The sequence below is a fragment of the Paraburkholderia gardini genome (assembly GCF_907164575.1).
Classification (GTDB): domain Bacteria; phylum Pseudomonadota; class Gammaproteobacteria; order Burkholderiales; family Burkholderiaceae; genus Paraburkholderia; species Paraburkholderia gardini.
The window spans coordinates 103,957-126,736 of sequence record NZ_CAJQYY010000010.1 but is presented as its reverse complement, the minus strand read 5'-3'; the positions used below and the strand labels follow the sequence as shown (position 1 = coordinate 126,736).

Genomic DNA, 22,780 nt, shown 5'->3' with positions numbered 1-22,780 from the left:
TTCGCCATTCACCCGTCATATACCGGCGCGCCCGCGCGTCCGTGTTCAACGTCGTAGGACTGTATCGATGTCGACCTGGTTACTTCCCGAGAATATTGCCGACGTGCTGCCGTCGGAGGCCCGCAAGATCGAAGAGTTGCGTCGCCGTTTGCTGGACCGTTTCCGCGCCTATGGCTACGAAATGGTCATGCCGCCGATGCTCGAATATCTCGAGTCGCTGCTGACGAGCGGCGGCGGCGACCTGAACCTGCGCACGTTCAAGCTCGTCGACCAGATGTCGGGCCGCACGCTCGGCCTGCGCGCGGACATCACGCCGCAGGTCGCGCGTATCGATGCCCACCTGCTGAACCGTCAGGGCGTGACGCGCCTGTGTTATGCGGGCAATGTGCTACATACGCGTCCGCGCGGCCTCCACGCAACGCGTGAACAGATCCAGATCGGCGCCGAAATCTACGGGCATGCAGGCCTCGAAGCCGACCTCGAAATCCAGCAACTGATGCTCGACGCGCTGCGCCTTGCGGGTCTCGCCAAAGTGCGGCTCGACCTGTGCCATGCGGGTGTGCTCTCCGCGCTGATCGCGAATGAACCGAAAGCCGTCGCGCTGGGCGAAGCGCTCTACGACGCGCTCGCCGGCAAGGACGTGCCGCGTCTGGACGAACTGAGCGCGGACCTGACGCCCGCGACACGCGATGCGCTACGCGTCCTGCCGACGCTCTACGGCGACGCCTCGGTGCTCACCGAAGCCCGCGCGTGCCTGCCGGCCACACCGGAAATCGCGCGTGCGCTCGATGACCTCGCGTTCCTCGCGGCGCAGGTGGACGGCGCCGAAGTGATGATCGATCTGGCCGACCTGCGCGGCTATGCGTACCACAGCGGCGTGATGTTCTCGGCGTACGTCGACGGCGTACCGAACGCGGTGGCGCGCGGCGGACGTTACGACAAGGTCGGCGAAGCGTACGGTCGGGCGCGGCCCGCAACCGGCTTCTCGCTCGATCTGCGTGAAGTGGCGCGGATTTCGCCGGTCGAGGCGCGCAGCAGCGCGATCCTCGCGCCGTGGCAACACGACGACGCGCTGCGTGCGAGTGTCGCCGCACTGCGCGACGCCGGTGAAGTGGTGATCCAGGCATTGCCGGGCCACGATCACGATCTCGATGAATTCGCATGTGACCGCGTACTGGTCGAACGCAACGGCGCGTGGGTCGTGGAAGTACGCTCCTGAGCGCCGGAAAAGCCGGGCGCGGCGAGCCGCCGCGTCTACTTCAAAATACCCGGAATAACGGCCATGCCGTTGAGTGGAAACGGAAAAAATCCGGAACCTTCCGCGAATATCGGTAGAATACGTTTTTAACCAGCTTACGAAACAACATGTCTGCCAGCGCAGTGAATGTGAACCCCGGGCGCAACGTCGTCGTCGTGGGAACCCAGTGGGGTGATGAGGGCAAGGGCAAGATCGTCGACTGGCTGACGGACCACGCCCAGGGCGTCGTGCGCTTCCAGGGCGGTCACAATGCCGGCCACACGCTCATCATCGGCGGCAAGAAAACCATCTTGCGTCTGATTCCGTCGGGCATCATGCATCCCGGCGTTGCGTGCTACATCGGTAATGGCGTCGTGTTGTCGCCGGAAGCGCTGTTCAAGGAAATCGGCGAACTCGAAGCCGCAGGCGTGGATGTTCAAAAGCGTCTGTTCATTTCCGAAGCCACCACCCTGATCCTCCCGTATCACATCGCCATCGACCAGGCGCGCGAAGCGCATCGCGGCGCGGGCAAGATCGGTACAACGGGGCGCGGTATCGGCCCGGCCTACGAAGACAAGGTCGCACGCCGGGGCTTGCGCGTGCAGGATCTGTTCGAGCCGGAAGCGTTCGCTGAACGCCTGCGCGAAAACCTCGACTTCCACAACTTCGTGCTGACGCAGTACCTCGGCGCGCCGGCAGTCGACTTCCAGCAGACGCTCGACATGATGCTGGGCTATGCAGACCGTCTGAAGCCGATGGTCACCGACGTGTCCCGGCGTCTCTACGACGAAAATCACGCCGGCCACAACCTGCTGTTCGAAGGTGCGCAAGGCACGCTGCTCGACATCGATCACGGTACCTATCCGTTTGTCACGTCGAGCAACTGCGTGGCCGGTGCGGCCACGTCGGGCGCGGGCGTCGGTCCGCAAAAGCTGAACTACATCCTCGGCATCACGAAGGCGTATTGCACGCGCGTCGGTTCGGGCCCGTTCCCGAGCGAACTGTACGACGCCGATAACGCGAACCGTCAGGAGCAGATCGGCCTCACGCTCGCCACGGTCGGCAAGGAATTCGGTTCGGTCACGGGTCGTCCGCGCCGTACGGGCTGGCTCGATGCCGCCGCACTGCGTCGCTCGATCCAGATCAACGGCGTGTCGGGCCTGTGCATCACGAAGCTCGATGTCCTCGACGGTGTCGACGAAGTCAAGCTGTGCGTCGGCTACAAGCTCGACGGCAAGGACGCCGATATCCTGCCGCGCGGTGCGTCGGAAGTCGCCCGTTGTGAACCGGTGTACGAGACGTTTGACGGCTGGAAGGAAAGCACCATCGGCATCACCGACTGGAACAGGCTGCCCGCAAAGGCACGCGCGTACCTCACGCGTGTGCAGGAAGTGGCCGGCGTGCCGATCGACATGGTTTCCACCGGTCCGGATCGCGACGAAACCATTCTTCTTCGTCATCCGTTCAAGGCTTAAGTCATGACGCAGGGTGTGCCCATGATTGCGATGAAAGATCCTCGCAACGATGAAAAGAATCTTTGGGTCGGCTGGGACGAGTATCACCGTCTGATCGAATTGCTGGCGCTCGCCGTACATGAGTCCGGCTGGAAGTTCGACAAGATCCTGTGCCTCGCGCGCGGCGGTCTGCGCGTCGGCGACCAGCTGTCGCGTATTTACGACCTGCCGCTGGCCATTCTCGCCACGAGTTCGTATCGCGAGGCAGCCGGTACCGAGCAGGGCGAACTCGACATCGCGCAGTACATCACGATGACGCGCGGCGAACTGTCGGGCAATGTGCTGCTCGTCGACGATCTGGTCGATTCCGGTGTGACGCTGGCGCGCGTGCAGCAGCATCTGAAGGAGCGTTATCCGGCCATCACGGCGGTGCGTTCGGCCGTGCTGTGGTACAAGGGCTGTTCGAAGGTGACACCCGATTATCACGTGCAGTATCTGCCTACGAATCCGTGGATCCATCAGCCGTTTGAGGAATGGGACACGGTTCGTCCGCATAATCTCGGCGCGTGGATCAAGCGCGGAACCGCACAGGACACCGTGTTGAAGGCGTGATGACAGTGCAGGCGATCACGACATGGTGTGTCGCATAGAAACGGAGCCTGCGAGGGCTCCGTTTTTTTTGACGCGCCCACTGAACGAGCGGCCAGGGGCTGCGGTTGCTCGGGGCGCTCCGATGGCGCAGCCGGTCGTTCACGGCACGCGCCGGAAAGTGTTTCAGCGAGGACAGACGCGCCTTTAGGGCGATGCTACACTGCGCGGACGGTCCTCGTGGTGTATCCGCAACATGCCGGCCGGTCGGTTACGACGGCCAGTTTAGAATAGCGCTCGCTTTTCCGATCAGGAACGGATTTTCCGCGTTTATGACAAATACCAACCACGGGCGCAGGCAGCCTCTGCCTTCTCTCGCTATCGCTGCGATCGGTGTGGTCTTCGGCGACATCGGCACGAGCCCGTTGTATTCGCTTAAGGAGGCGTTCTCCCCGTCGCACGGGATTCCGCTCACCGACGCATCCATTCTTGGCGTCATCTCACTGCTGTTCTGGGCGATCGTGATCGTCGTCGGCGTCAAATACGTGCTGTTCGTGATGCGCGCCGACAATAACGGCGAGGGCGGTGTGCTGGCCCTGATGGCGCTCTCGTTAAGATCCTTCGATCAATCGGGCAAGGCGGCCGGCATGCTGATGATGCTCGGCATTTTCGGCGCGTGCATGTTCTACGGCGACGCGGTGATCACGCCGGCCATTTCGGTGATGTCCGCGGTCGAAGGGTTGCAGATCGCGGCGCCGAAACTGTCGCATCTTGTGATGCCGCTCACCATCGTCATCCTGATTCTGCTGTTCTGGATCCAGCGGCACGGCACCGCGCTCGTCGGGCGCCTGTTCGGCCCGATCATGGTGCTGTGGTTCCTGACGATCGCCGCGCTCGGCCTGACGCACATCGTACAGTCGCCGGGCGTCATTGCCGCGCTCAATCCGTACTACGCGTTTTCGTTCATGTCGGCGCACGTGCTGCAGGCGTATGTCGTGCTCGGCTCGGTCGTGCTGGTGCTGACCGGTGCCGAAGCGCTCTATGCCGACATGGGCCACTTCGGCGCGAAGCCGATCCGGGTGGCCTGGTATGCGCTCGTGATGCCTTCGCTCGTGCTGAACTACTTCGGGCAGGGTGCGCTGCTGATGCACGACCCGAAAGCAATCGAGAATCCGTTCTTCCTGCTCGCACCCGACTGGGCGCTTCTGCCGCTCGTGATCCTGTCGACGGTCGCGACGGTGATCGCATCGCAGGCGGTGATTTCGGGCGCCTACTCGCTGACGAGCCAGGCGATCCAGCTCGGTTACGTGCCGCGCATGAAGATCCTGCACACGTCGGAACTGGCGATCGGGCAGATCTACGTGCCGGTCGTGAACTGGATGCTGCTCTTCATCATCCTGTGCATCGTGATCAGCTTCAAGAGTTCGGACAACCTCGCGGCGGCATACGGTATTGCCGTGACCGCGACGATGGTGATCACGACCGTGCTCGCGTGCGTCGTGATGGTGAAGGTGTGGAACTGGAACAAGTTGCTGGTCGCGCTCATCATCGCGGCCTTCATGACGGTCGATCTCGGGTTCTTCGGCGCGAATCTGCTGAAGGTCGAGGAGGGCGGCTGGCTGCCGCTCGGCATCGGCGCGCTGCTGTTCTTCCTGTTGATGACGTGGTTCAAGGGCCGCATGATCGTCAAGGAACGCACGGCCGCCGACGGTATTCCGCTGATGCCGTTCCTGCAGGGGCTGCTTGCGCATCCGCCGCATCGCGTATCGGGTACCGCGATCTACCTGACGGGCAGCGATACGCTCGTGCCGGTGAGCCTGCTACACAACCTGAAGCACAACAAGGTGCTGCACGAACGCACGATTTTCCTGACGTTCGTCACGCGTGACATTCCGTATGTGAACGACGAAGAGCGTGTGACCGTGAAGGATCTTGAAGGCGGGCTGTATCTTGTCAAGGCAGCCTACGGCTTCAACGAAACGCCGGACGTGAAGACCGTGCTGCTCGATGTCGGCCGGACGCATGACATGACGTTTGAATTGATGGACACGTCGTTCTTCCTCGCCCGTGAAACGGTTGTGCCGACGCAGTTGCCTGGCATGTCGGTATGGCGCGAACGCGTGTTCGCGTGGATGCATCAGAACGCCGCGAAACCGACCGACTTCTTCAGCATTCCGGCGAATCGCGTTGTCGAACTGGGAACGAAGATCGAGATCTGAACGTCGCGCGGCGTTGGCCGCACGGTGAACGAGAAAAAGCCCACGCGGATGTGGGCTTTTTTGTGTCTGATGCAGGTGCGGTTGAAATGACGCGAGCCACGAGTGACCCGCGTCAGCGCCGCACACCTGCCCGTCGGGCTTAACGCTTCAGCCTGGCGAACGCAGCAGCCATGGCGCCAGCGGGCTCCGCGTCGCGCGAGCGTTGCTGCTGCCCGCGCCCACCGCCCGCTCCACCGCCGCCCGGACGGCCTGTGCCGCGGTCCTGCTGGGCGCCGCTTCGTGGCACGGAGCTGGCCGCGAAGTCGTCGTCGAGACGCATCGTGAGCGAGATGCGCTGACGCTTCACGTCGACTTCCTGCACCTTCACCTTCACGACCTGACCGGCCTTGACGACCTCGTGCGGGTCCTTGATGAACTTCGTCGACATCGCCGACACGTGCACGAGGCCGTCCTGATGCACACCGATATCGATGAACGCGCCAAATGCCGCGACGTTCGTCACGACACCTTCGAGCACCATGCCCGGCACGAGATCGGAAACCTTCTCGACGCCTTCGCGGAACGTGGCCGTTTTGAACTCGGGGCGCGGATCACGGCCCGGCTTTTCGAGTTCGGAGAGAATATCGCGCACGGTCGGCAGACCAAAACGGTCGTCGACGAATTCCGTCGGCGACAGGCCCGAGAGCGCCTCGCGGTTGCCCAGCACGTCGCCGACGTGCTTGCTGATTTTCGCGAGCATGCGTTCGACGAGCGGATACGCTTCCGGGTGAACGGAAGAGCGGTCGAGCGGATTCTCGCCACCGTTGATGCGCAGGAAGCCGGCGGCCTGCTCGAACGTCTTGTCGCCGAGGCGCGGCACGCGGCGCAGATGTTCGCGCGACGGGAACGGACCGTTCGCATCGCGATAGTCGACGATATTGCGCGCAAGCGTCGCGTTCAATCCCGACACGCGCGCGAGCAGCGCAACCGATGCCGTATTCGCATCGACGCCCACCGCGTTCACGCAATCCTCGACCACGGCGTCGAGCGAGCGCGCGAGTTCGCGCTGGTTCACGTCGTGCTGATACTGGCCGACGCCGATCGCCTTCGGCTCGATCTTCACGAGTTCGGCGAGCGGGTCCTGCAGACGTCGCGCGATCGATACCGCGCCACGCAGCGACACGTCCATCCCGGGGAATTCCTTCGCCGCGAGTTCGGACGCCGAATACACGGATGCGCCGGCTTCGGATACGACGATCTTCTGCAGATTGAATTCCGGATGACGGGAGATCAGTTCGCTCGCGAGCTTGTCCGTTTCACGCGACGCCGTGCCGTTGCCAATGCTGATCAGCTCGGCCTGCGTCTGCGCGCAGATGCGCGCGAGTTTCGCGAGCGAGCCGTCCCAGTCGCGACGCGGTTCGTGCGGGTAGATCGTGTCGGTGGCGAGCACCTTGCCGGTACGATCGACCACCGCGACCTTCACGCCGGTGCGCAGACCCGGATCGAGGCCGATCACAGCCTTCGGTCCCGCCGGTGCGGCCAGCAGCAGATCCTTCAGGTTGCGGGCGAATACGCGAATGGCTTCGTGCTCGGCTTCGTCGCGCAGGTTCGTCAGCAGCTCGTTTTCGATGTGCGGCTGCACCTTGACGCGCCAGCACCAGCGGCACACGTCGGAAAGCCACTTGTCGGCGCCGCGGTTCTGGTTCGCGATGCCGAAATGGCGCGCGATCATCGCTTCGCCCGGATGCGGCACCTGCGCGTCGAGTTCCTCGCCGAGACCGAGCTTGATCATCAGCACGCCCGCGTTGCGGCCGCGGAAGAGCGCGAGCGCGCGATGCGACGGCACCGTGCGGATCGTTTCAGAATAGTCGTAGTAGTCGCGGAATTTTTCTTCTTCCGCGCTCTCCTTGCCCTCGGCGACCTTCGACGACACCACGCCCTGGTTGAACAGGTAATCGCGCAGCTTGCCGAGCACTTCCGCGGTTTCGCCGAATTGTTCGGAGAGAATGTCGCGCGCGCCGTCGAGCGCGGCCTTTACGTCCGCGACGCCCTTTTCGGCATCGACATAAGCCGCTGCTTCGGTTTGCGGATCGAGCGTGGGGTCGGCGAGGAGCGCGTCGGCGAGCGGCTGGAGGCCGGCTTCGCGGGCGATCTGCGCGCGCGTGCGGCGTTTCGGCTTGTAGGGGAGGTACAGGTCTTCAAGAACCTGCTTGCTGTCGGCGGCTTCGAGCGCGGTGCGCAGCTCGTCGGTGAGCTTGCCCTGTTCGTCGATGCTGGCGATGATGGTCGCGCGTCGCTCTTCGAGCTCGCGCAGGTACAGGAGTCGCTCTTCGAGGTTACGCAGCTGCGTATCGTCGAGATTGCCGGTCACTTCCTTCCGGTAACGAGCGATAAACGGAACAGTCGATCCTTCATCGAGGAGTTGCACCGCGGCCGCGACCTGGCGCGGCTGGACGGCGAGTTCGGTGGCGATGCGCTGTACGATCTTGAGTGCTACGGTTTCCGTCATAAGGTATGCGTGTTCCTGCGGGTTTCGATCAGGGCCGCCTGAGATGCCGCGTCGGGCGAACCCACGGCGACCGGTTGCTGACGCGGGGCATTTTGCCATAAATGCCGGAGCGCTCAGGCGCGGGATGTTAGAATTTCGGGCATGTTCCGTTGCCTATCTACGACGTTGCCGATCTCCTGTTTCCCGTTCGCTGTGCCTCGTGACCCGCGCGTTTTCGCGCCGGTCGGTCCGTTTTCCGGTTTGTCCGTGAAGGCGCGTCCGGGTTCAATGCTGGCCGCTCGTTTAACGGCCCTGTCGGCGGGAGCACTCGGTATGTGCGTCGCAGCAGTGTTGCTGGCTTTCGCCGTGCCGGCGCAGGCACAGAACGCGCCTGCATCGCCTGCTGCCATGGATGCCGCGTCTGCTGTCCCGGGCACGCAGGCTGGATCGCCAGACGCCAGCAGCAACGATTTCGACGTGCGCCAGAAAGCGCTCAACACGCGCACCGAAGAGAACAACTACAAGTATGCAGTCGCGCAGCACAACTGCTATAGCACGTTCTTCGTGAATCACTGTATCGGCAAGGCGCGCGACGCGATGCGCGAAGTCGCGGCGGACATCCGCAAGCAGCAGCTCGCGCTTGACGATGAACAGCGCGTCGAGCGCGCACGCAAGCGTGACGAAGAGGCCGCGATCAACCGCGCCCGCGACGAAGCGGAAGCCCCGCAGCGCGCCGCGGACGACGCCCGTAACGCCCAGGCGTTCGAGGACAAGCAGCGCCAGCACGAACTGGATCAGGCGCAGCGTAACGCCGAGGCGCCGCAACGTGCCGCGAACGAGAAGGCGTTCCAGGCGAAGCAGCAACAGCACGCAATCGATCAGGCGCAACGCAGCGTTAGCGCTTCGGATGCGGCGGCGAACCAGAAGGCTTACGATTCGAAGCAGTCCGACTATCAGCGCAAGCTCGACGAGGCGCGACAGCAGGGCGCCCAGAAGGCGCAGGAGCGGGTTGAAAAGACGCAGCGCTACGACCAGAAGCAGATCGACGCCGCGCAGCACAAGGCCGATGTCGAGGCACGCCAGAAGCAGGCCGCCGAGAAAGCGCAGCAAAAAGCCCAGCAGCAACAGCAGGACGAGTTGAAGCAGCAGCAGTTGCAACAACAACAGCAGCAACAGAATCAGTAACGCTTTTTTGGGCCGGACAGCAACCTCAGGCGAGAACGGCTGCACGAGGCAGCCCTCGCCACTTTGGAGGAGAAGGCGAGCATGCGCGATCATCAGCACGTCATTAACGCGAATACGCTTCGCGACCGCATTCTGCAACTGGAATCGGAACACAGTGGTCTTGATCGCCTGATCGACAAGGTGTCAGACGACCCCGGCATCGACGACCTCGAGATACAGCGCCTGAAAAAGCGCAAGCTCAAGGTCAAGGACACCATCATCTTGCTGCAGTTGCAGCTCGAACCGGACGCGCGCGCCTGAGTGCGTGACCTGGCAGGCGCCGGGTCGCCCCGCGCGCACCGGACTTTGCAGGAATCGCTTGCCTTGAATTCACCGTCTGTTCCATCTTCCCGTCAGCCGTCAGGCGACGACGCCGTCGCGCCGGGCGATAAACGCACCGCAACGGGTGCGCTCGCGGTCACGCTGAACCCGAAGCGCGTCACCCAGCTCGACGACATTTTCGCCGCCGACGGGCTGCTCGCGCGGCAGATCGATGGCTATCGTTCGCGCACTTCGCAGATCGAAATGGCGCGCGCCGTCGCGGCCGTGATGGAAGCCTCCGGCAAGGCGCTCCCCGAGCCGGCGATGTTCGAGGCGCAGCAGCGTCCCGCGCGGCGTCTGCAGGGTGCGGCGTCGACAGGCGGTACGGCTGGCGCAGCGGCGGGCGCGGACGGCGCGCAATCGCAGGATGCCGCGAGCGCGTCCGACAGCGGCGAGAACACGCTGATCGTCGAGGCGGGCACGGGTACCGGCAAGACCTATGCGTACCTCGTGCCGGCGATGCTGTGGGGCGGCAAGGTCATCGTATCGACCGGCACGAAGCATTTGCAGGACCAGCTGTTCCAGCGCGACATTCCGACCGTGCGCGACGCGCTCGCGGTGCCGGTGTCGGTCGCGATGCTGAAGGGCCGCGTGAACTATCTCTGCCACTACTATCTGCAGCGAACCGCCGACAGCGGCCGTCTGCCGTCGCGTCAGGAAACGTCGTATCTGCAGGACATCATCCGGTTCGCGAAGATCACGCGTACCGGCGACAAGGCCGAGCTCGCGAGCGTGCCGGAAACGGCGCAGGTGTGGTCGATGGTGACCTCGACGCGCGAAAACTGTCTCGGTCAGGAGTGTCCGCACTACAAGGACTGTTTCGTGATGCAGGCGCGTCGCGAGGCGCAGCAGGCCGATATCGTCGTCGTGAACCATCATCTGTTTTTCGCCGACATCATGTTGCGCGATACTGGCATGGCCGAACTGCTGCCGACAGCAAACACGATCGTCTTCGACGAAGCGCATCAGTTGCCTGAAACCGCGACGCTGTTCTTCGGTGAGACGTTGTCGACCGCGCAGTTCCTCGAGCTCGCCCGCGACTCGGTTGCCGAAGGCCTCGGACATGCGCGCGACGCCGTCGAATGGGTGAAGCTCGGCGGCGCGCTCGAACGCGCGGCGCGCGACGTGCGCCTCGCGTTCAGGGAAGACTCGGTACGCATGTCGATCGGCCAGTTGCCTGACGATCATCCGCTTTTTGCCGCGCTCGAAACGCTGGAGACCGAACTCGACGCGCTCGCGACCGCGCTCGCGGGTCATGCGGAACGGGCCGAATCGATCGGCGCCTGTCTGCGTCGCGCGCGCGAACTGCAAGGCATTCTCGCCGGCTGGACGACGCCGACGGCCGATGCCGGGCGCGAGCCGGCCAGCGAAGCCAGGCCGAAAGACGCAACCGATCCGGACGAGAAAGTACGCTGGATCGAAGTGTTCTCGCACACGGTTCAGCTGCACGAAACGCCGTTGTCGGTCGCGCCGATTTTCGCGAAGCAGCGCGCTGGTGTGCCGCGCGCGTGGATCTTCACGTCGGCGACGTTATCGGTTCGCGGCGACTTCACGCACTACGCCGCGCAGATGGGGCTGAACGCGCGTCGTTCGATGACGCTGTCGAGCCCGTTCGACTACGCCACGCAAGGTTTGCTGTACGTGCCGCGCAATCTGCCGCAGCCTTCTTCTCCGGCTTTCACCGATGCGGTTTTCGACGCGGCGTTGCCGGCCATCGAGGCGTCGGGCGGTGGTGTGTTCATGCTCTGCACGACGTTACGTGCGGTCGATCGCATCGCGACGAAGCTGCGTGACACGATCGAATCGCGTGGCTGGAATTATCCGTTGCTCGTGCAGGGCGACGCGAGCCGCACTGAATTGCTGGAGCGTTTTCGCACGTATGGCAATGCGATTCTCGTCGGCAGCCAGAGCTTCTGGGAAGGGGTGGACGTGCGGGGCGACGCGCTGTCGCTCGTGGTGATCGACAAGCTGCCGTTCGCGCCGCCGGACGATCCGGTGCTGTCGGCGCGGCTCGATGCGCTGACGAAGAAAGGATTGAGCCCGTTTGCGGTCCACCAGTTGCCACAGGCGGTCATCACGCTGAAGCAGGGTGCGGGGCGTCTGATCCGCGCGGAAACGGATCGCGGCGTGCTGATGATCTGCGACACGCGTCTCGTCGACAAACCGTATGGCCGGCGTATCTGGCAAAGCCTGCCGCCGTTCAAACGCACACGGGAAATCGAAGTGGTGCGTGAGTTTTTCTCGGAAGCGGTTTCGCCTTCTGACTGATGCTTGACGCATGAGAGAAAGCGCGCGTTCAGGTAATGCGGCTTTTGCTTTTTAACGTGTACACAACATCGGACTGCAAAAGCAGGTCCCCAAAGCAAAACGCCACGGATGTGAATCCGTGGCGTTTTGCTTTACCGCACCGGGAAGCCGGGTGGGCCTCCTGATACGGCATTCACCCAGAGGCGAACCCTTTGCTACAGCTTACTGGCTTGCGCCCGAAGCCGGCTCAGCAGCCGAAGCAGCAGCGTCCGAAGCGGCGGCGCCTGCATCCGATGCAGCCGTCGAAGCCGAAGCAGCAGCGTCGCTCGCAGCAGCAGTAGCGTCCGAAGCAGCAGCAGTAGCGTCCGAAGCTGCAGCAGCCGGAGCCGATGCAGCAGCAGCGTCGCTAGCCGGGGCTGCTGCCTGATCGCTGCTCTTGTTGCATGCAGCCAGTGCCATAGCTGCCAACAGGGATGCTACGAGGAGGGATTTCTTCATGATCACGTCCTTTTATGGTTAAAGGTAAGCAACAGCGCAAAATATTACCGGTAATGTGCTCCAACACCAACCTGGGCCGCTGGTGGAGACGCACTTCATGAGCGTGAATCTTCCCTACGGCTTGGGCGGAAATTATATGCACTTTCGTATCGACCGTCGATAAATCCGGGGTCAATACGTTGTCTTTCTCATACAAATTTTATCGGTACGGTATTACACGTAGACGGACCTAGGCAAGCTCGCCTACCTGTATCCAGCCCGCACAATACCACTCGTGTAGCAGTGCTGTCACCGAGGAATCGTCAGAGAGTGTTACAAAGCGTTTCGCACTCATGAAACGGCTATCGGCGAGTTCAATCAGCCACTTTTTTACACCTGCAAGTCTGTTTTCTTCTCCATTCAGGAAGTAAAAGCGGGCGTCATACAACAGGATCGACTTGCGATCGAGCCGGACGCCATTTTTCGATGCGCGCTCGATAAAACGCGTCTCTGTCAATGGCCGTACGGGTGGATCGAATACGACGCTCGGTTTCGGCTCACTCAGATAAGTGCCCAGAAACGTCGAGACGGCACGCGCATCCCAGGACACCTTCGCAAGTATCGAGCCAACCCGTTCGACGAGCGCCACGGGTAATTGCGCCGGATGATTCACCGCGGGTTGTTTCGGGTCGCGATAAAGTTCGCGGACGTCGCCGCCCGTGTCGCTGCGTTCGGCCAGATGGTAGAGAAACTGGCCCGTCAGTTCCTGTGTGGACGGCGCGCGAAAGCCGATCGAGCAGGTCATGCATTCGCCTTCCGCGACGCCGTCGTGCGCGATGTGCGGCGGCAGATACAGCATGTCGCCTGGCTCCAGCACCCATTCCTCTTCAGGTTCGAAATGCTGTAACACTTTCAGCGGCAAGTCTTCGCGAAGCGACAGGTCACGCTGCGCGCCGAATCGCCAGCGACGCTTGCCGTGCACCTGCAGCAGAAAGACGTCGTAGGAATCGAAATGCGCGCCGACGCCGCCGCCATCGGTTGCGTACGAGATCATCAGATCGTCCAGACGCGCGTCCGGCACGAAGCGAAACCGGTCGAGCAATGCCCGGGCGCGGTCGTCGTGCAGGTCGACGCCCTGAACCAGCAGCGTCCATGCGCGCTGTTTGACGGGCGGCAGTTCATCGGGTGCGAACGGGCCGTGCTCGAGTTGCCACCTGTTGCGAAAATGCGTGATCAGGCGGGATTCGACATCGTCGCCGCCGGCGAGCTCGAAGAGCGCATCGCGCGAGAGCGGCGGCACGATATCCGGAATGGCCTTGCGGATCAGCAGCGGCTTTTTCTGCCAGTAACGGCGCATGAATTGCGCTGGCGTGAGATTGCCGAGGAGCGCTATCGGCGTATCGGGCAGGGGCGGTCGAATGGGCGAAAGATTTCGGGCCGAAGCCGTGCCTGGCGGGTGTTCAAGGGGCCGCTTGGGCATCGTATAATGTGAGTTGTATTCTGGAGAATTGAATGAAAATCGCAAAGAACACCGTCGTGTCGGTCGCTTACAAGCTGTCGGATGCGCAGGGCAATCTGATTGAAGAAAGCGACGAGCCGATGGTCTATCTGCATGGCGGCTATGATGGCACGTTCCCCAAGATCGAGGAAGCGCTCGATAGCCAGGAAGCGGGCTATGAAACCCAGGTTCAACTGGAGCCGGCAGACGCGTTCGGCGAGTACGATCCCGATCTCGTGAAAATCGAACCGCGCGAGCGTTTCCCCGAGCCGCTCGAAGTCGGCATGCAGTTCGAAGGCACGCCGGATGAAGGCGACGAAGACCTCGATTCGCTGATCTACACCGTGACGGATGTCGCGGGAGACAAGGTCGTGCTCGACGGCAACCATCCGCTGGCCGGCATGGCGCTGCGCTTTGCGCTGACGGTCAAGGAAGTGCGCGAAGCGACCGAAGACGAAATCCAGCACGAGCACGCACACGGCGCCGACGGTCTCGAAGTCCTCGACGATGACGACGACGAAGAAGACGACAACAAATCAGGGCCCACGCTGCACTGAACTGGCAGGCGTGCTGGGGAAGATGGGCGGCATGTCCGGGGTAAGCGGAATGCCCGTCGGGTTGCCCCCGCCATTGCCCGTGTTTCCACCACTGCCGGGAGCCGGTATGGGGATGTCGGGCGGCAGGTCGGATGCGGGCGGCAGCGACGGAATCTCCGGCATCGACGGCACAGGTTCCTCATGCACGTTGCCCGGCGGCGGCGTGGGTGTCATCGGCACGTTCTTCGGCACGTCCCGCACGCTTACCCGGAACGGTGGTCTTCGCGCCGTATCCGCATCGATCTCGATCCACTGATTCAGCCGGTCTCGCGGCGCAAAGGCGATGCGGGTGAGATTCGTCACCAGCGCGCCCTTGTCATTGCGTAATGGCTGATCGATCTGGAATCCGGCAGGCACGTTCTGGTCATCGTGATGAACGACGAGAATCGGGCCGCGAAAAGTCTGCGCCAGTTTGACAAGGCTGCGTTTGAGTTCCAGGTAACCGTCGCGACGCCGGTTGCGCGCGAAGCGCAGCCACGCGAAGCGCTCAGGGCGCTCATAACGTTCCGGATCCGGGTCACCTTGAATGAACACGACGATCGCGCGCGCGTTGCGGCGCTTCGCGAATTCGGCCGCGTGTTCGAGCCAGAACGCGTTCGCCACCACACGATCTTCGAATTCGCCGTTCCGGCCGCCTGCATTCAGATAGTGATTGTTCGGCGACGGCACGTTCAACGCGAGAAACACCGTATCTTTCACCTGCCAGCGCACGTTTTCCCGATAGGGATGAAATCGCGACACTTCGCTTTCACGCGTGAGCGGAATCGGGTTCTGGCCCAGCGACGACGCATCGGCAAATATCGTCTGCCGCAGCAGATCCAGCCGTTCGACCGGATCGTAGCCGCCCGCCTGCGCGGCGCCGCAGTCGACCCAGTCGTGCTGGCCGGGCACGAAAATGAGCGCCGGGCGCGCCGCTTCGAGCAGCGTCTGGCGTCGCGCGTACAGCGCGTCGTTGCAGGTTTCTTTTGCGCCTTTCAGATTGCCGTCGTAGACAATGAACGAGACGTCGTTATCGCGGCCGATGGTATCGAGCAGACGCTGTGTCGGCGCCTCGTCAGCGGGGCTTTCGAGCGTGCCGCTGACGACCGCGAACGTGTAACGCGAACCGGCCGCGCGTGCCGCCGCCGGTTGCGCGCAGATCACGCTGCATGCCAGCGCAATGGCAAGTGCCGCGCGGAAATCGCACGGGCACGACAGAGACCGCGTACGGTCAATGGTCCGCATCTGGCGCGCCGGCCAGGTCTTGCAGTTCGTAGAGCAACTGCAGCGCGTCGCGCGCACTCAGGTCGTCCACGTCGATCGCACGCAGCTTTTCGATGACCGGGTAATGTTGGGGCGCTTGTCCGGCCTCTGGTTCATCGTCCGCGTCATCGAGTTGCAGCGGTGCCGCGAAGAGGTCGAGTTGCGGCGTGTCCTGTGTCACCGATTGCTGCTCGAGATGCGCAAGGTGCCGGCGAGCCGCGCGAATCACGGCCGACGGTACGCCAGCCAGTTGCGCGACCTGCAAGCCGTAACTCTGGTTCGCGGGGCCTTCCTCGACGGCATGCAGGAACACGATGCCGTGCCCGTGTTCGACCGCCGAAAGATGGACGTTCGCCGCCTGCGGGAATTCGGCGGGCAGTTGCGTGAGCTCGAAGTAGTGCGTCGCGAACAGCGTATGGCAGCCATTGTGAGCGAGCAGATGCCTTGCGATCGCCCATGCGAGCGCAAGGCCGTCGAAGGTCGACGTGCCGCGGCCGATTTCATCCATCAGCACGAGGCTTTGTGGCGTCGCGTCGTTGAGGATCGCCGCGGCTTCGGTCATTTCGACCATGAACGTCGAACGGCCGCCTGCAAGGTCGTCGGCCGCGCCGATGCGCGTGAAGATGCGGTCGATCGGGCCGAACCGCGCGCTTCGTGCCGGCACATAACTGCCGGTGTACGCCATCAGCGCGATCAAGGCTGTTTGACGCATGAACGTCGATTTACCGCCCATATTCGGGCCGGTGATCAACAGCAGCTTGCGTTCGTGCGACAGCGTGCAGTCGTTCGCGATGAACTGCTCGACCTGCGCTTCCACAACCGGATGGCGGCCTTGCTCGATTTCGATGCCGGCGTTGCCGGAAAACGTTGGCGCGACCCAGTCGAGCGCGCGCGCGCGTTCCGCGAACGCCGCGAGCAGATCGAGTTCCGCGAGCGCTGAGGCCACGCGCTGGCAATCCGCGATGAACGGCAGCAGCGATTGCAGTAGCGCGTCATAGAGCGACTTCTCGCGGGCGAGCGCGCGTTCCTGCGCGGACAGCGCCTTGTCTTCGAACGTTTTCAGTTCCGGCGTGATGTAGCGTTCGGCGTTTTTCAGCGTCTGGCGGCGGCGGTAGTCGTCGGGTACCTTGTCCGTCTGGCCACGCGTGACCTCGATATAGAAGCCGTGAACCTTGTTGTACTCGACGCGCAGATTCGGGATGCCGGTGCGCGCGCGTTCGCGCGTTTCGAGATCGATCAGGAACTGGCCGCAGTTCTCCGAGATGTCGCGCAGTTCGTCCAGACCGGCATCGTAGCCGCGGGCAATCACGCCGCCGTCGCGCACCATCGCGGCCGGTTCGGGCGCGATCGCGCGCGTCAGCAGCTCGACGCAATCCATGGGCGGCGCGAGCGACAGGTCGATGTGCGCGAGCGAATCCGATGCGCCTGCGAGCGGCGCAATCTGCGTGCGTAGCGCGGGCAGGGCGATGAACGTATCGCGCAGGCTCGACAGATCGCGCGGACGCGCCGACAGCAGCGCGAGGCGGCCTGTAATCCGTTCGATATCGGAAATCTGCCGCAGTGCCGTACGCAGCGCGTCGAGACTCGCGGCGACAGGCGCGTCGAGCAGCGCACCGATGGCCTGCTGACGTGCTTCAGCAATCGCGGCGTCGCGCGGCGGATGATGCAGCCAGTGACGCAGCAGCCGGCTGCCCATCGTCGTGCAGCACGTGTCGAGCAGCGAACACAGCGTGGGCGATTCGGTACCGCGCAGTGTCTCGGTCAACTCCAGATTGCGCCGGGTTGCCGGATCGAGACCGATATATTCCGACTCGGATTCGACTTTCAGGCTGCGGACGTGACGCAGTTGCTGCCCTTGCGTTGCCGCCGCGTAAAGCAGCAGCGCGCCAGCCGCGCCGCAGGCGCTCGCGAGCGAATGTGCGCTGAAGCCGTCGAGACTCGCCACGTTCAGCTGGTCGCATAGACGCTGCGTGCCCGACGCCACATCGAAGTGCCACGCCGGCACGCGCGTGACAGCGCCGGCGCCCGTTGCGGGCGAATCGCTGCCCGTATCGGATGCCGTATCGGCGACCAGAATCTCAGCAGGGCGAATCCGCTCCAGCGCAGTGGCGACCTGACCGGGTGCCACTTCGGCGAGACGCAACGCGCCGCTCGCCAGATTCAGCCACGCGAGGCCGACCGTGGTTGCTACACCGCGCCGGTTGTGGCCGACGCACATCGCCAGCAGGTACACGTCGCTCTTGTCCGACAGCAACGCCGCATCGGTCAGTGTGCCGGGCGTGACGACGCGCATCACCTTGCGCTCGACCGGCCCCTTCGACGTAGCCGGATCGCCGGTCTGTTCGCAGATCGCCACCGATTCGCCGAGTTTCACCAGCTTCGCCAGATACTGTTCGACGGCATGATGCGGCACGCCCGCCATCCTGATCGGGTTGCCCGCGGATGCGCCGCGCTGCGTCAGCGTCAGATCGAGCAGGCGAGCGGCTTTCTCCGCATCTTCGAAAAAGAGCTCGTAGAAGTCACCCATCCGGTAGAACACGAGCGTGCCCGGATGTTCGCTCTTGATGCGCAGATACTGCTGCATCATCGGCGTGTGCTGTGCGACGGTTTCGTTGGGTGTTGCGATTGGAGTGCCCATCCTGATGTCGTGCATTGGTGTTCAGGGCGTGAGTTTAACCCGCCTGCGTCGCCTGTGAACCTGGCCGGATGGGCAGCGCGTCCAGGCGGGATTCGCCCGGGGTTCGCTATCCGTGCGCCGGTTGTCACGTTTTTTACTCTTCGACCAGCGCCCGCATGTCGGCCTTGCGTGCGTTCATCAGGCTGCGCCGTCTGGCAAGCCACATCATGAACGTGATGAACGTGCCGAACACGACGATGATCCACTGTACCGGCACCTTCGCCGTCAGCATCAATGCGTACGCGCCGAGCATCAGAAGAACGGCCAGGTTCTGGTTGAAGTTCTGCACGGCGATGGAGTGTCCCGCGCTCAGCAGCGTCGCACCACGATGCTGCAGGATAGCGTTCATCGGCACGATGAAAAACCCTGACAGTGTGCCGAGCAGAATCATCAGCGGATAGGCGAGCACGATATACGCCGGCGCGACCAGTGGGCCAATCTTGATGCCCGTGCCGGCCGGGAAGAGCCCCTTGCTGTAGAACGCCATCGCGATCGCCACCGCTCCCGTCACGATGCCGACCGGCAGCACGCGCAGCGAGCCGCGCAACGGGACCCACGCGGCCGCGGCCGCGGCGCCCAGCGCGATCCCGAGACCAGTGACGCCCTGCATGACCGCCGCTTTCGACAGCGACAGGCCAAGGTTCACGTCAGCCCACTTGAGCACGAGCAGCTGCAGCGTGACGGCGCCGCCCCACATCAGCGTCGTGACCCACAGCGCGATCTGCGCAAGCTTGTCGGCCCATAGCACGTTGAAGCTGTTCGCGAAGTCGCCGACCAGTTTCCCTGGTTCGACGAGGCGGTTCGGATAACGCGCGCCGGTGTCAGGTATGGCGATGTTGATCGCCGCGGCCGCCGCATAGGTGAGCATCACGGCGAGCATCGCGAGACCGGCGGCCGTATGGATCATCGGCAGATGCGCCCGCGCGACGAATTTCGTCGCGAGCGTGCTGATGAGTGCACCGCCCACCATCGTGCCGACGATCGTCGAGAGCACTGTCGCCGATTCCAGCCACGCGTTCGCGGCGACGAGTTTTTCGGCGGGGAGCAGTTCCGTCAGGATGCCGTATTTGGCCGGCGAATACGCCGCGGCGCCAAAGCCGACCACGCCATACGCGATCATCGGATGCACGCCGGCGATCATCATCAGGCAGCCGGCCGCCTTCAGCGCGTTCGAGACGAACATCACGTGGCGTTTTTGCAGCGCATCGGCGAACGCGCCGACGAAAGGCGCGAGCAGCACGTAGGAAATCGTGAAGAAGATCTGCAGCAGCGGCGTGATCCACGCCGGCGACTGGATCACGGTCAGAAGCGCGATCGCCGCGATGAGCAACGCGTTGTCCGCCAGCGACGACACAAACTGTGCCGCAATGATCGTATAGAAACCTTTTTTCATGAAGCGGACCGGAGCGCGCGACAGAGTACATCAAGGTGCATCGGGCGGGATCCGAAGCGGCCGTCCAACCCGCGCCGACGCCATAACGAAAAAGCGGCCGAAGCCGCTTTTTCGTTCGTGCATCAAGCCGCTTGCTGCTTCGTGCGGCTGTACTTGCTGAGAATCGGCACCATCTGCGCATACATCTTCGGGTTGCCCGCGACGATTTCGCCAACGTGCAGGAATTCCGAGTCGCCCGTGTAGTTGCCCACCAGACCGCCCGCTTCCGTGATCAGCAGGCTGCCCGCTGCCACGTCCCACGCGTTGATGCCCTGCTCGAAGAAGCCGTCGAGGCGGCCCGCGGCGACGTTCGCCAGATCGAGCGCGGCCGCGCCCGGCCGGCGCAGGCCCGCGCACGAATTCGTCATCTCGGTGAACAGACGGTTGTACGCTTCGAGGCCTTCCTTTTCGCGGAACGGGAAGCCGGTGCCGATCAGGCCGTCGGCCAGACGGTCGCGACGGCCGACGCGGATGCGGCGGTCGTTCAGGAACGCGCCACGGCCGCGCGAGGCGGTGAAGAGGTCGTTGCGGGTCGGGTCATAGACGACGGCCTGCGTCACGATACCCTTGTGCGCCAGCGCAATCGACACGCAGTAATACTGGAAACCGTGGATGAAATTCGTGGTGCCGTCGAGCGGATCGATGATCCACTGGAATTCCGACTCGTTGTCGGACTTGCCGGATTCTTCGGCGAGGATCGCGTGATCGGGGTAGGCGGTCTTCAGCGTATCGATGATCGCGGCTTCCGACGCCTTGTCGACCTCCGTGACGAAATCGTTGTGCTGCTTCTTGCTGACCTGGACAAGATCCAGATCGAGCGACGCGCGGTTGATGATCTGCCCGCCGCGACGGGCGGCCTTGACAGCGATGTTCAGCATGGGATGCATGAGCCGGGATCCTTGTGCCGGACGGCCGCGGCGGCAGTCCGGTAATAACGGTAAACAACTGGAACGTTCGCGTTGAGGTGATCGAACACACGTTCCGTCGACGGAGACGAATTGAAGAAGAGCGGGGCGTACGCCTCTGAAGCGTTCAGCGGCGACGCGAATTCCGTGATTTTACCCGAGTCTGGGTGCTTCCGGCAGCGCCGCACGCCCGAAGCGCCCGAAAGCCGGCTCGCACGAGGGTGGATGGCGCTACCATAGGAGTTCTCCAGTCAGTCGAAAGTCATCCGTGACCGAAATCCAGCACCCGTCGTCCCCTTCCCGTGAACCATCCGCTCTGCCGGGCGCGCCGGCCGACAGCGCCGGGCCCGTACGCGGCGGCTTTACGTCGACGCGCTTCGTGCTCGTCGAGCCGAGTCATCCCGGCAACGTCGGTGCGGCCGCGCGCGCGGTCAAGACGATGGGTTTTTCGCGGCTGGTGCTCGTCACGCCGCGCGTCGCGAACGTGCAGAACGACCCGGAAGCGATCGCGATGGCGAGCGGCGCCGACGACGTACTGGCGTGCGCTCATGTCGTACCGTCGCTGACCGACGCGCTGAACGGCGTCCAGTGGTCGATCGCGCTGACGGCGCGCGCGCGCGAATACGGTCCGCCGCAGCTCTCGCCGCGCGCCGCCGCGGCGCAGGCGCGCGGCCACGCGGCGCAGGGCGAGATCGCGCTGGTGTTCGGCAACGAACGCACGGGCCTCTCGAACGAGGACGTCGAGCGTTGCAGCGTGCTCGCGCATATTCCTGCCAATCCCGCATACAGCTCGCTTAATCTGGCGCAGGCAATCCAGGTGCTGTCGTACGAATTGCGCATGGCCTATCTGGAAGCCGCCGATAGCAGCGCCACGGGCAGCGTCGATCCGGACGTGTCGCCGCGCGCGGCCAGCGACGAAATCGAGCGCATGTACGTGCATCTGGAAAACGCGCTGATCGCGCTGGACTTTCTCGATCCCGTCAATCCGAAGAAGCTGATGTCGCGCCTGCGACGGCTCTTCGCCCGTTCAGGCCTCGAGCGCGAAGAGGTCAACATCGTGCGCGGCATCGCCAAACACATTCTGCTGAAGGTCAAGCCGTCCGGAAAATAGTCCGGGCGTGGCCGTGGCGTGCCACGTGACCGGCCGCGGCGACGACCTTGTCGCCAGCGCGGGCTTCCAGCAGCGTTTGCGCAATCCCCCTACAATCGCTGAAAACGTCATAAGCAAAGCGGCGCGGCTGGATTTGCAGCCGTCCGTCCGGTGCCCGTTGCCGCCACGCCGTTATCCGTTGTCCGGCGAAGCCGCCAGCGGCAACGAAGCCTCACCCCACGTCAGCCTGATTGCCATGTTGAAAAGACTTCGCGAAGACATCGCCACGATCCGCGAGCGCGATCCCGCCGCCCGCGGCGCCTGGGAAGTTCTCACGTGTTATCCGGGCCTCCACGCGCTCGTGCTGCACCGCCTCGCGCATGCGTGCTGGCGTGCGAAACGCCGCTGGCTCGCGCGCTTTGTCTCGCAGCTCGCACGCTTTCTGACCGGTATCGAAATCCATCCGGGGGCGACTGTTGGCCGGCGCGTATTCATCGATCACGGCATGGGCGTCGTGATCGGCGAGACCGCCGAAATCGGTGACGACTGCACGATCTATCAGGGCGTGACGCTCGGCGGCACGTCGCTCGAGCGCGGCGCGAAGCGGCATCCGACGCTCGGACGCGGTGTGATTGTTGGCGCGGGTGCGAAGGTGCTCGGCGGCTTTACGGTCGGCGCGGATGCGAAGATCGGCTCGAACGCGGTCGTCGTGAAACCGGTGCCCGCGGGCGGCACGGCGGTCGGCAATCCGGCGCGCGTGATCGTGCCCGCCGCAGGCACGGCCGCGAAAGCAGGCGAAGCGAAACCGGTGCCGCTCCGAAGCGGCTTTTGCGCGTACGGCATCACGCCGAATGCGGACGATCCCGTGTCGCTCGCGATTCACGGCCTGATCGATCACGCGGCGACGCAGACGCAGCGCATCGACGAAATCGTCGCCGCGCTGGAGCGGCTCGGCACGACCCTCGAAGCGTTGAACGGCGCGGATGCGGCGTTGCTGGATCTGCGTCGGCTGTCGGCGGCCATCGAAGGAAAAGTCGAGCAGGGTTGATCTCGCTCGCATTGCGTGCGCGATCGTGCGTGCGTGGCGTCCGGGTCCGGTCGCGTCG

Annotated in this window: 17 protein-coding genes; 10 read left to right on the top strand and 7 right to left on the bottom strand. The window is 63.6% G+C overall.

Annotated features, from left to right (window positions below; genetic code table 11):
• The first annotated feature begins 67 nt into the window (after positions 1 to 67).
• The 4 genes from LPA34_RS10545 to LPA34_RS10530 all read left to right on the top strand — a co-directional run bounded on the left by LPA34_RS10545 (position 68) and on the right by LPA34_RS10530 (position 5,498).
• A complete protein-coding gene (locus tag LPA34_RS10545) occupies positions 68 to 1,219 on the top strand; it encodes an ATP phosphoribosyltransferase regulatory subunit (RefSeq protein ID WP_228977722.1) in 1,152 nt (383 codons plus the stop codon).
• 146 nt (positions 1,220 to 1,365) lie between these two features.
• Positions 1,366 to 2,712, top strand: coding sequence for an adenylosuccinate synthase (locus LPA34_RS10540; RefSeq protein WP_228977721.1), 1,347 nt, complete (start codon positions 1,366 to 1,368; stop codon positions 2,710 to 2,712).
• A 3-nt stretch (positions 2,713 to 2,715) separates the two neighbouring features.
• On the top strand, positions 2,716 to 3,303 hold the full coding sequence (locus tag LPA34_RS10535; RefSeq protein ID WP_228977720.1) for a phosphoribosyltransferase: 588 nt from the start codon (positions 2,716 to 2,718) through the stop codon (positions 3,301 to 3,303).
• 308 nt (positions 3,304 to 3,611) lie between these two features.
• Positions 3,612 to 5,498: a potassium transporter Kup gene (locus LPA34_RS10530; protein ID WP_228977718.1), complete on the top strand. Its 1,887-nt coding sequence runs from the start codon at positions 3,612 to 3,614 to the stop codon at positions 5,496 to 5,498.
• Between the two features lie 139 nt (positions 5,499 to 5,637).
• On the opposite strand, the gene LPA34_RS10525 is transcribed toward LPA34_RS10530, so the two are convergent.
• Positions 5,638 to 7,986 carry a Tex family protein gene (locus LPA34_RS10525; protein WP_228977717.1) on the bottom strand — a complete coding sequence of 783 codons (2,349 nt, stop codon included), beginning with the start codon at positions 7,984 to 7,986 and terminating at the stop codon, positions 5,638 to 5,640.
• A gap of 312 nt (positions 7,987 to 8,298) precedes the next feature.
• Between LPA34_RS10525 and LPA34_RS10520 the strand changes: the two genes are divergently transcribed.
• From LPA34_RS10520 to LPA34_RS10510, 3 genes are all read left to right on the top strand, one after another.
• On the top strand, positions 8,299 to 9,150 hold the full coding sequence (locus LPA34_RS10520) for a colicin transporter (RefSeq protein WP_458796457.1): 852 nt from the start codon (positions 8,299 to 8,301) through the stop codon (positions 9,148 to 9,150).
• 81 nt (positions 9,151 to 9,231) lie between these two features.
• Positions 9,232 to 9,450: a DUF465 domain-containing protein gene (locus tag LPA34_RS10515; protein ID WP_228977715.1), complete on the top strand. Its 219-nt coding sequence runs from the start codon at positions 9,232 to 9,234 to the stop codon at positions 9,448 to 9,450.
• Positions 9,451 to 9,513: 63 nt separating this feature from the next.
• Entirely contained in the window at positions 9,514 to 11,778 is a 2,265-nt protein-coding gene (locus LPA34_RS10510) for an ATP-dependent DNA helicase (protein WP_228977713.1), read from the top strand.
• A 201-nt stretch (positions 11,779 to 11,979) separates the two neighbouring features.
• Here the strand turns inward: LPA34_RS10510 and LPA34_RS27070 are convergent, their stop codons facing one another.
• Positions 11,980 to 12,255, bottom strand: a complete 276-nt coding sequence (locus LPA34_RS27070) for a hypothetical protein (RefSeq protein WP_407672465.1) — start codon at positions 12,253 to 12,255, stop codon at positions 11,980 to 11,982.
• A gap of 229 nt (positions 12,256 to 12,484) precedes the next feature.
• The gene (locus LPA34_RS10505) at positions 12,485 to 13,714 is read right to left on the bottom strand and encodes a cupin domain-containing protein (RefSeq protein WP_228977711.1); all 1,230 of its coding nucleotides are present in this window, start codon (positions 13,712 to 13,714) and stop codon (positions 12,485 to 12,487) included.
• A gap of 32 nt (positions 13,715 to 13,746) precedes the next feature.
• Between LPA34_RS10505 and LPA34_RS10500 the strand changes: the two genes are divergently transcribed.
• Entirely contained in the window at positions 13,747 to 14,289 is a 543-nt protein-coding gene (locus LPA34_RS10500; RefSeq protein ID WP_228977708.1) for an FKBP-type peptidyl-prolyl cis-trans isomerase, read from the top strand.
• Here the strand turns inward: LPA34_RS10500 and LPA34_RS10495 are convergent.
• The 4 genes from LPA34_RS10495 to LPA34_RS10480 form a co-directional block, all read right to left on the bottom strand.
• Positions 14,269 to 15,552 (bottom strand): hypothetical protein, encoded by a 1,284-nt coding sequence (locus LPA34_RS10495; protein WP_228977707.1) that lies wholly within the window; start codon positions 15,550 to 15,552, stop codon positions 14,269 to 14,271. The genes LPA34_RS10500 and LPA34_RS10495 overlap by 21 nt on opposite strands.
• The gene (gene mutS / locus LPA34_RS10490; protein ID WP_228977704.1) at positions 15,539 to 18,208 is read right to left on the bottom strand and encodes a DNA mismatch repair protein MutS; all 2,670 of its coding nucleotides are present in this window, start codon (positions 18,206 to 18,208) and stop codon (positions 15,539 to 15,541) included. The genes LPA34_RS10495 and mutS overlap by 14 nt, the downstream gene beginning before the upstream one ends.
• A gap of 133 nt (positions 18,209 to 18,341) precedes the next feature.
• Positions 18,342 to 19,640, bottom strand: coding sequence for a lysophospholipid transporter LplT (gene lplT / locus LPA34_RS10485; RefSeq protein WP_228977698.1), 1,299 nt, complete (start codon positions 19,638 to 19,640; stop codon positions 18,342 to 18,344).
• A gap of 122 nt (positions 19,641 to 19,762) precedes the next feature.
• On the bottom strand, positions 19,763 to 20,566 hold the full coding sequence (locus LPA34_RS10480) for an inositol monophosphatase family protein (protein WP_228977696.1): 804 nt from the start codon (positions 20,564 to 20,566) through the stop codon (positions 19,763 to 19,765).
• A 334-nt stretch (positions 20,567 to 20,900) separates the two neighbouring features.
• On the opposite strand from LPA34_RS10480, the gene LPA34_RS10475 reads away from it, so the two are divergent.
• Together LPA34_RS10475 and cysE are read left to right on the top strand one after the other, a co-directional pair.
• On the top strand, positions 20,901 to 21,695 hold the full coding sequence (locus tag LPA34_RS10475; protein WP_228977872.1) for an RNA methyltransferase: 795 nt from the start codon (positions 20,901 to 20,903) through the stop codon (positions 21,693 to 21,695).
• A gap of 235 nt (positions 21,696 to 21,930) precedes the next feature.
• The gene (gene cysE / locus LPA34_RS10470; protein ID WP_228977694.1) at positions 21,931 to 22,722 is read left to right on the top strand and encodes a serine O-acetyltransferase; all 792 of its coding nucleotides are present in this window, start codon (positions 21,931 to 21,933) and stop codon (positions 22,720 to 22,722) included.
• Positions 22,723 to 22,780: the final 58 nt, after the last annotated feature.

What these genes read in the sequence shown, in the direction of transcription:
- LPA34_RS10545 (WP_228977722.1), top strand. Translation starts at nt 68, where the DNA reads ATGTCGACCTGGTTACTTCCCGAGAATATTGCCGACGTGCTGCCGTCG.
- mutS (WP_228977704.1), bottom strand. Translation starts at nt 18,208, where the DNA reads ATGGGCACTCCAATCGCAACACCCAACGAAACCGTCGCACAGCACACG.
- LPA34_RS10500 (WP_228977708.1), top strand. Translation starts at nt 13,747, where the DNA reads ATGAAAATCGCAAAGAACACCGTCGTGTCGGTCGCTTACAAGCTGTCG.
- LPA34_RS10505 (WP_228977711.1), bottom strand. Translation starts at nt 13,714, where the DNA reads ATGCCCAAGCGGCCCCTTGAACACCCGCCAGGCACGGCTTCGGCCCGA.
- LPA34_RS10540 (WP_228977721.1), top strand. Translation starts at nt 1,366, where the DNA reads ATGTCTGCCAGCGCAGTGAATGTGAACCCCGGGCGCAACGTCGTCGTC.
- LPA34_RS10535 (WP_228977720.1), top strand. Translation starts at nt 2,716, where the DNA reads ATGACGCAGGGTGTGCCCATGATTGCGATGAAAGATCCTCGCAACGAT.
- LPA34_RS10520 (WP_458796457.1), top strand. Translation starts at nt 8,299, where the DNA reads ATGTGCGTCGCAGCAGTGTTGCTGGCTTTCGCCGTGCCGGCGCAGGCA.
- LPA34_RS10515 (WP_228977715.1), top strand. Translation starts at nt 9,232, where the DNA reads ATGCGCGATCATCAGCACGTCATTAACGCGAATACGCTTCGCGACCGC.
- LPA34_RS10530 (WP_228977718.1), top strand. Translation starts at nt 3,612, where the DNA reads ATGACAAATACCAACCACGGGCGCAGGCAGCCTCTGCCTTCTCTCGCT.
- LPA34_RS10480 (WP_228977696.1), bottom strand. Translation starts at nt 20,566, where the DNA reads ATGCATCCCATGCTGAACATCGCTGTCAAGGCCGCCCGTCGCGGCGGG.
- lplT (WP_228977698.1), bottom strand. Translation starts at nt 19,640, where the DNA reads ATGAAAAAAGGTTTCTATACGATCATTGCGGCACAGTTTGTGTCGTCG.
- cysE (WP_228977694.1), top strand. Translation starts at nt 21,931, where the DNA reads ATGTTGAAAAGACTTCGCGAAGACATCGCCACGATCCGCGAGCGCGAT.
- LPA34_RS10495 (WP_228977707.1), bottom strand. Translation starts at nt 15,552, where the DNA reads ATGCGGACCATTGACCGTACGCGGTCTCTGTCGTGCCCGTGCGATTTC.
- LPA34_RS27070 (WP_407672465.1), bottom strand. Translation starts at nt 12,255, where the DNA reads ATGAAGAAATCCCTCCTCGTAGCATCCCTGTTGGCAGCTATGGCACTG.
- LPA34_RS10525 (WP_228977717.1), bottom strand. Translation starts at nt 7,986, where the DNA reads ATGACGGAAACCGTAGCACTCAAGATCGTACAGCGCATCGCCACCGAA.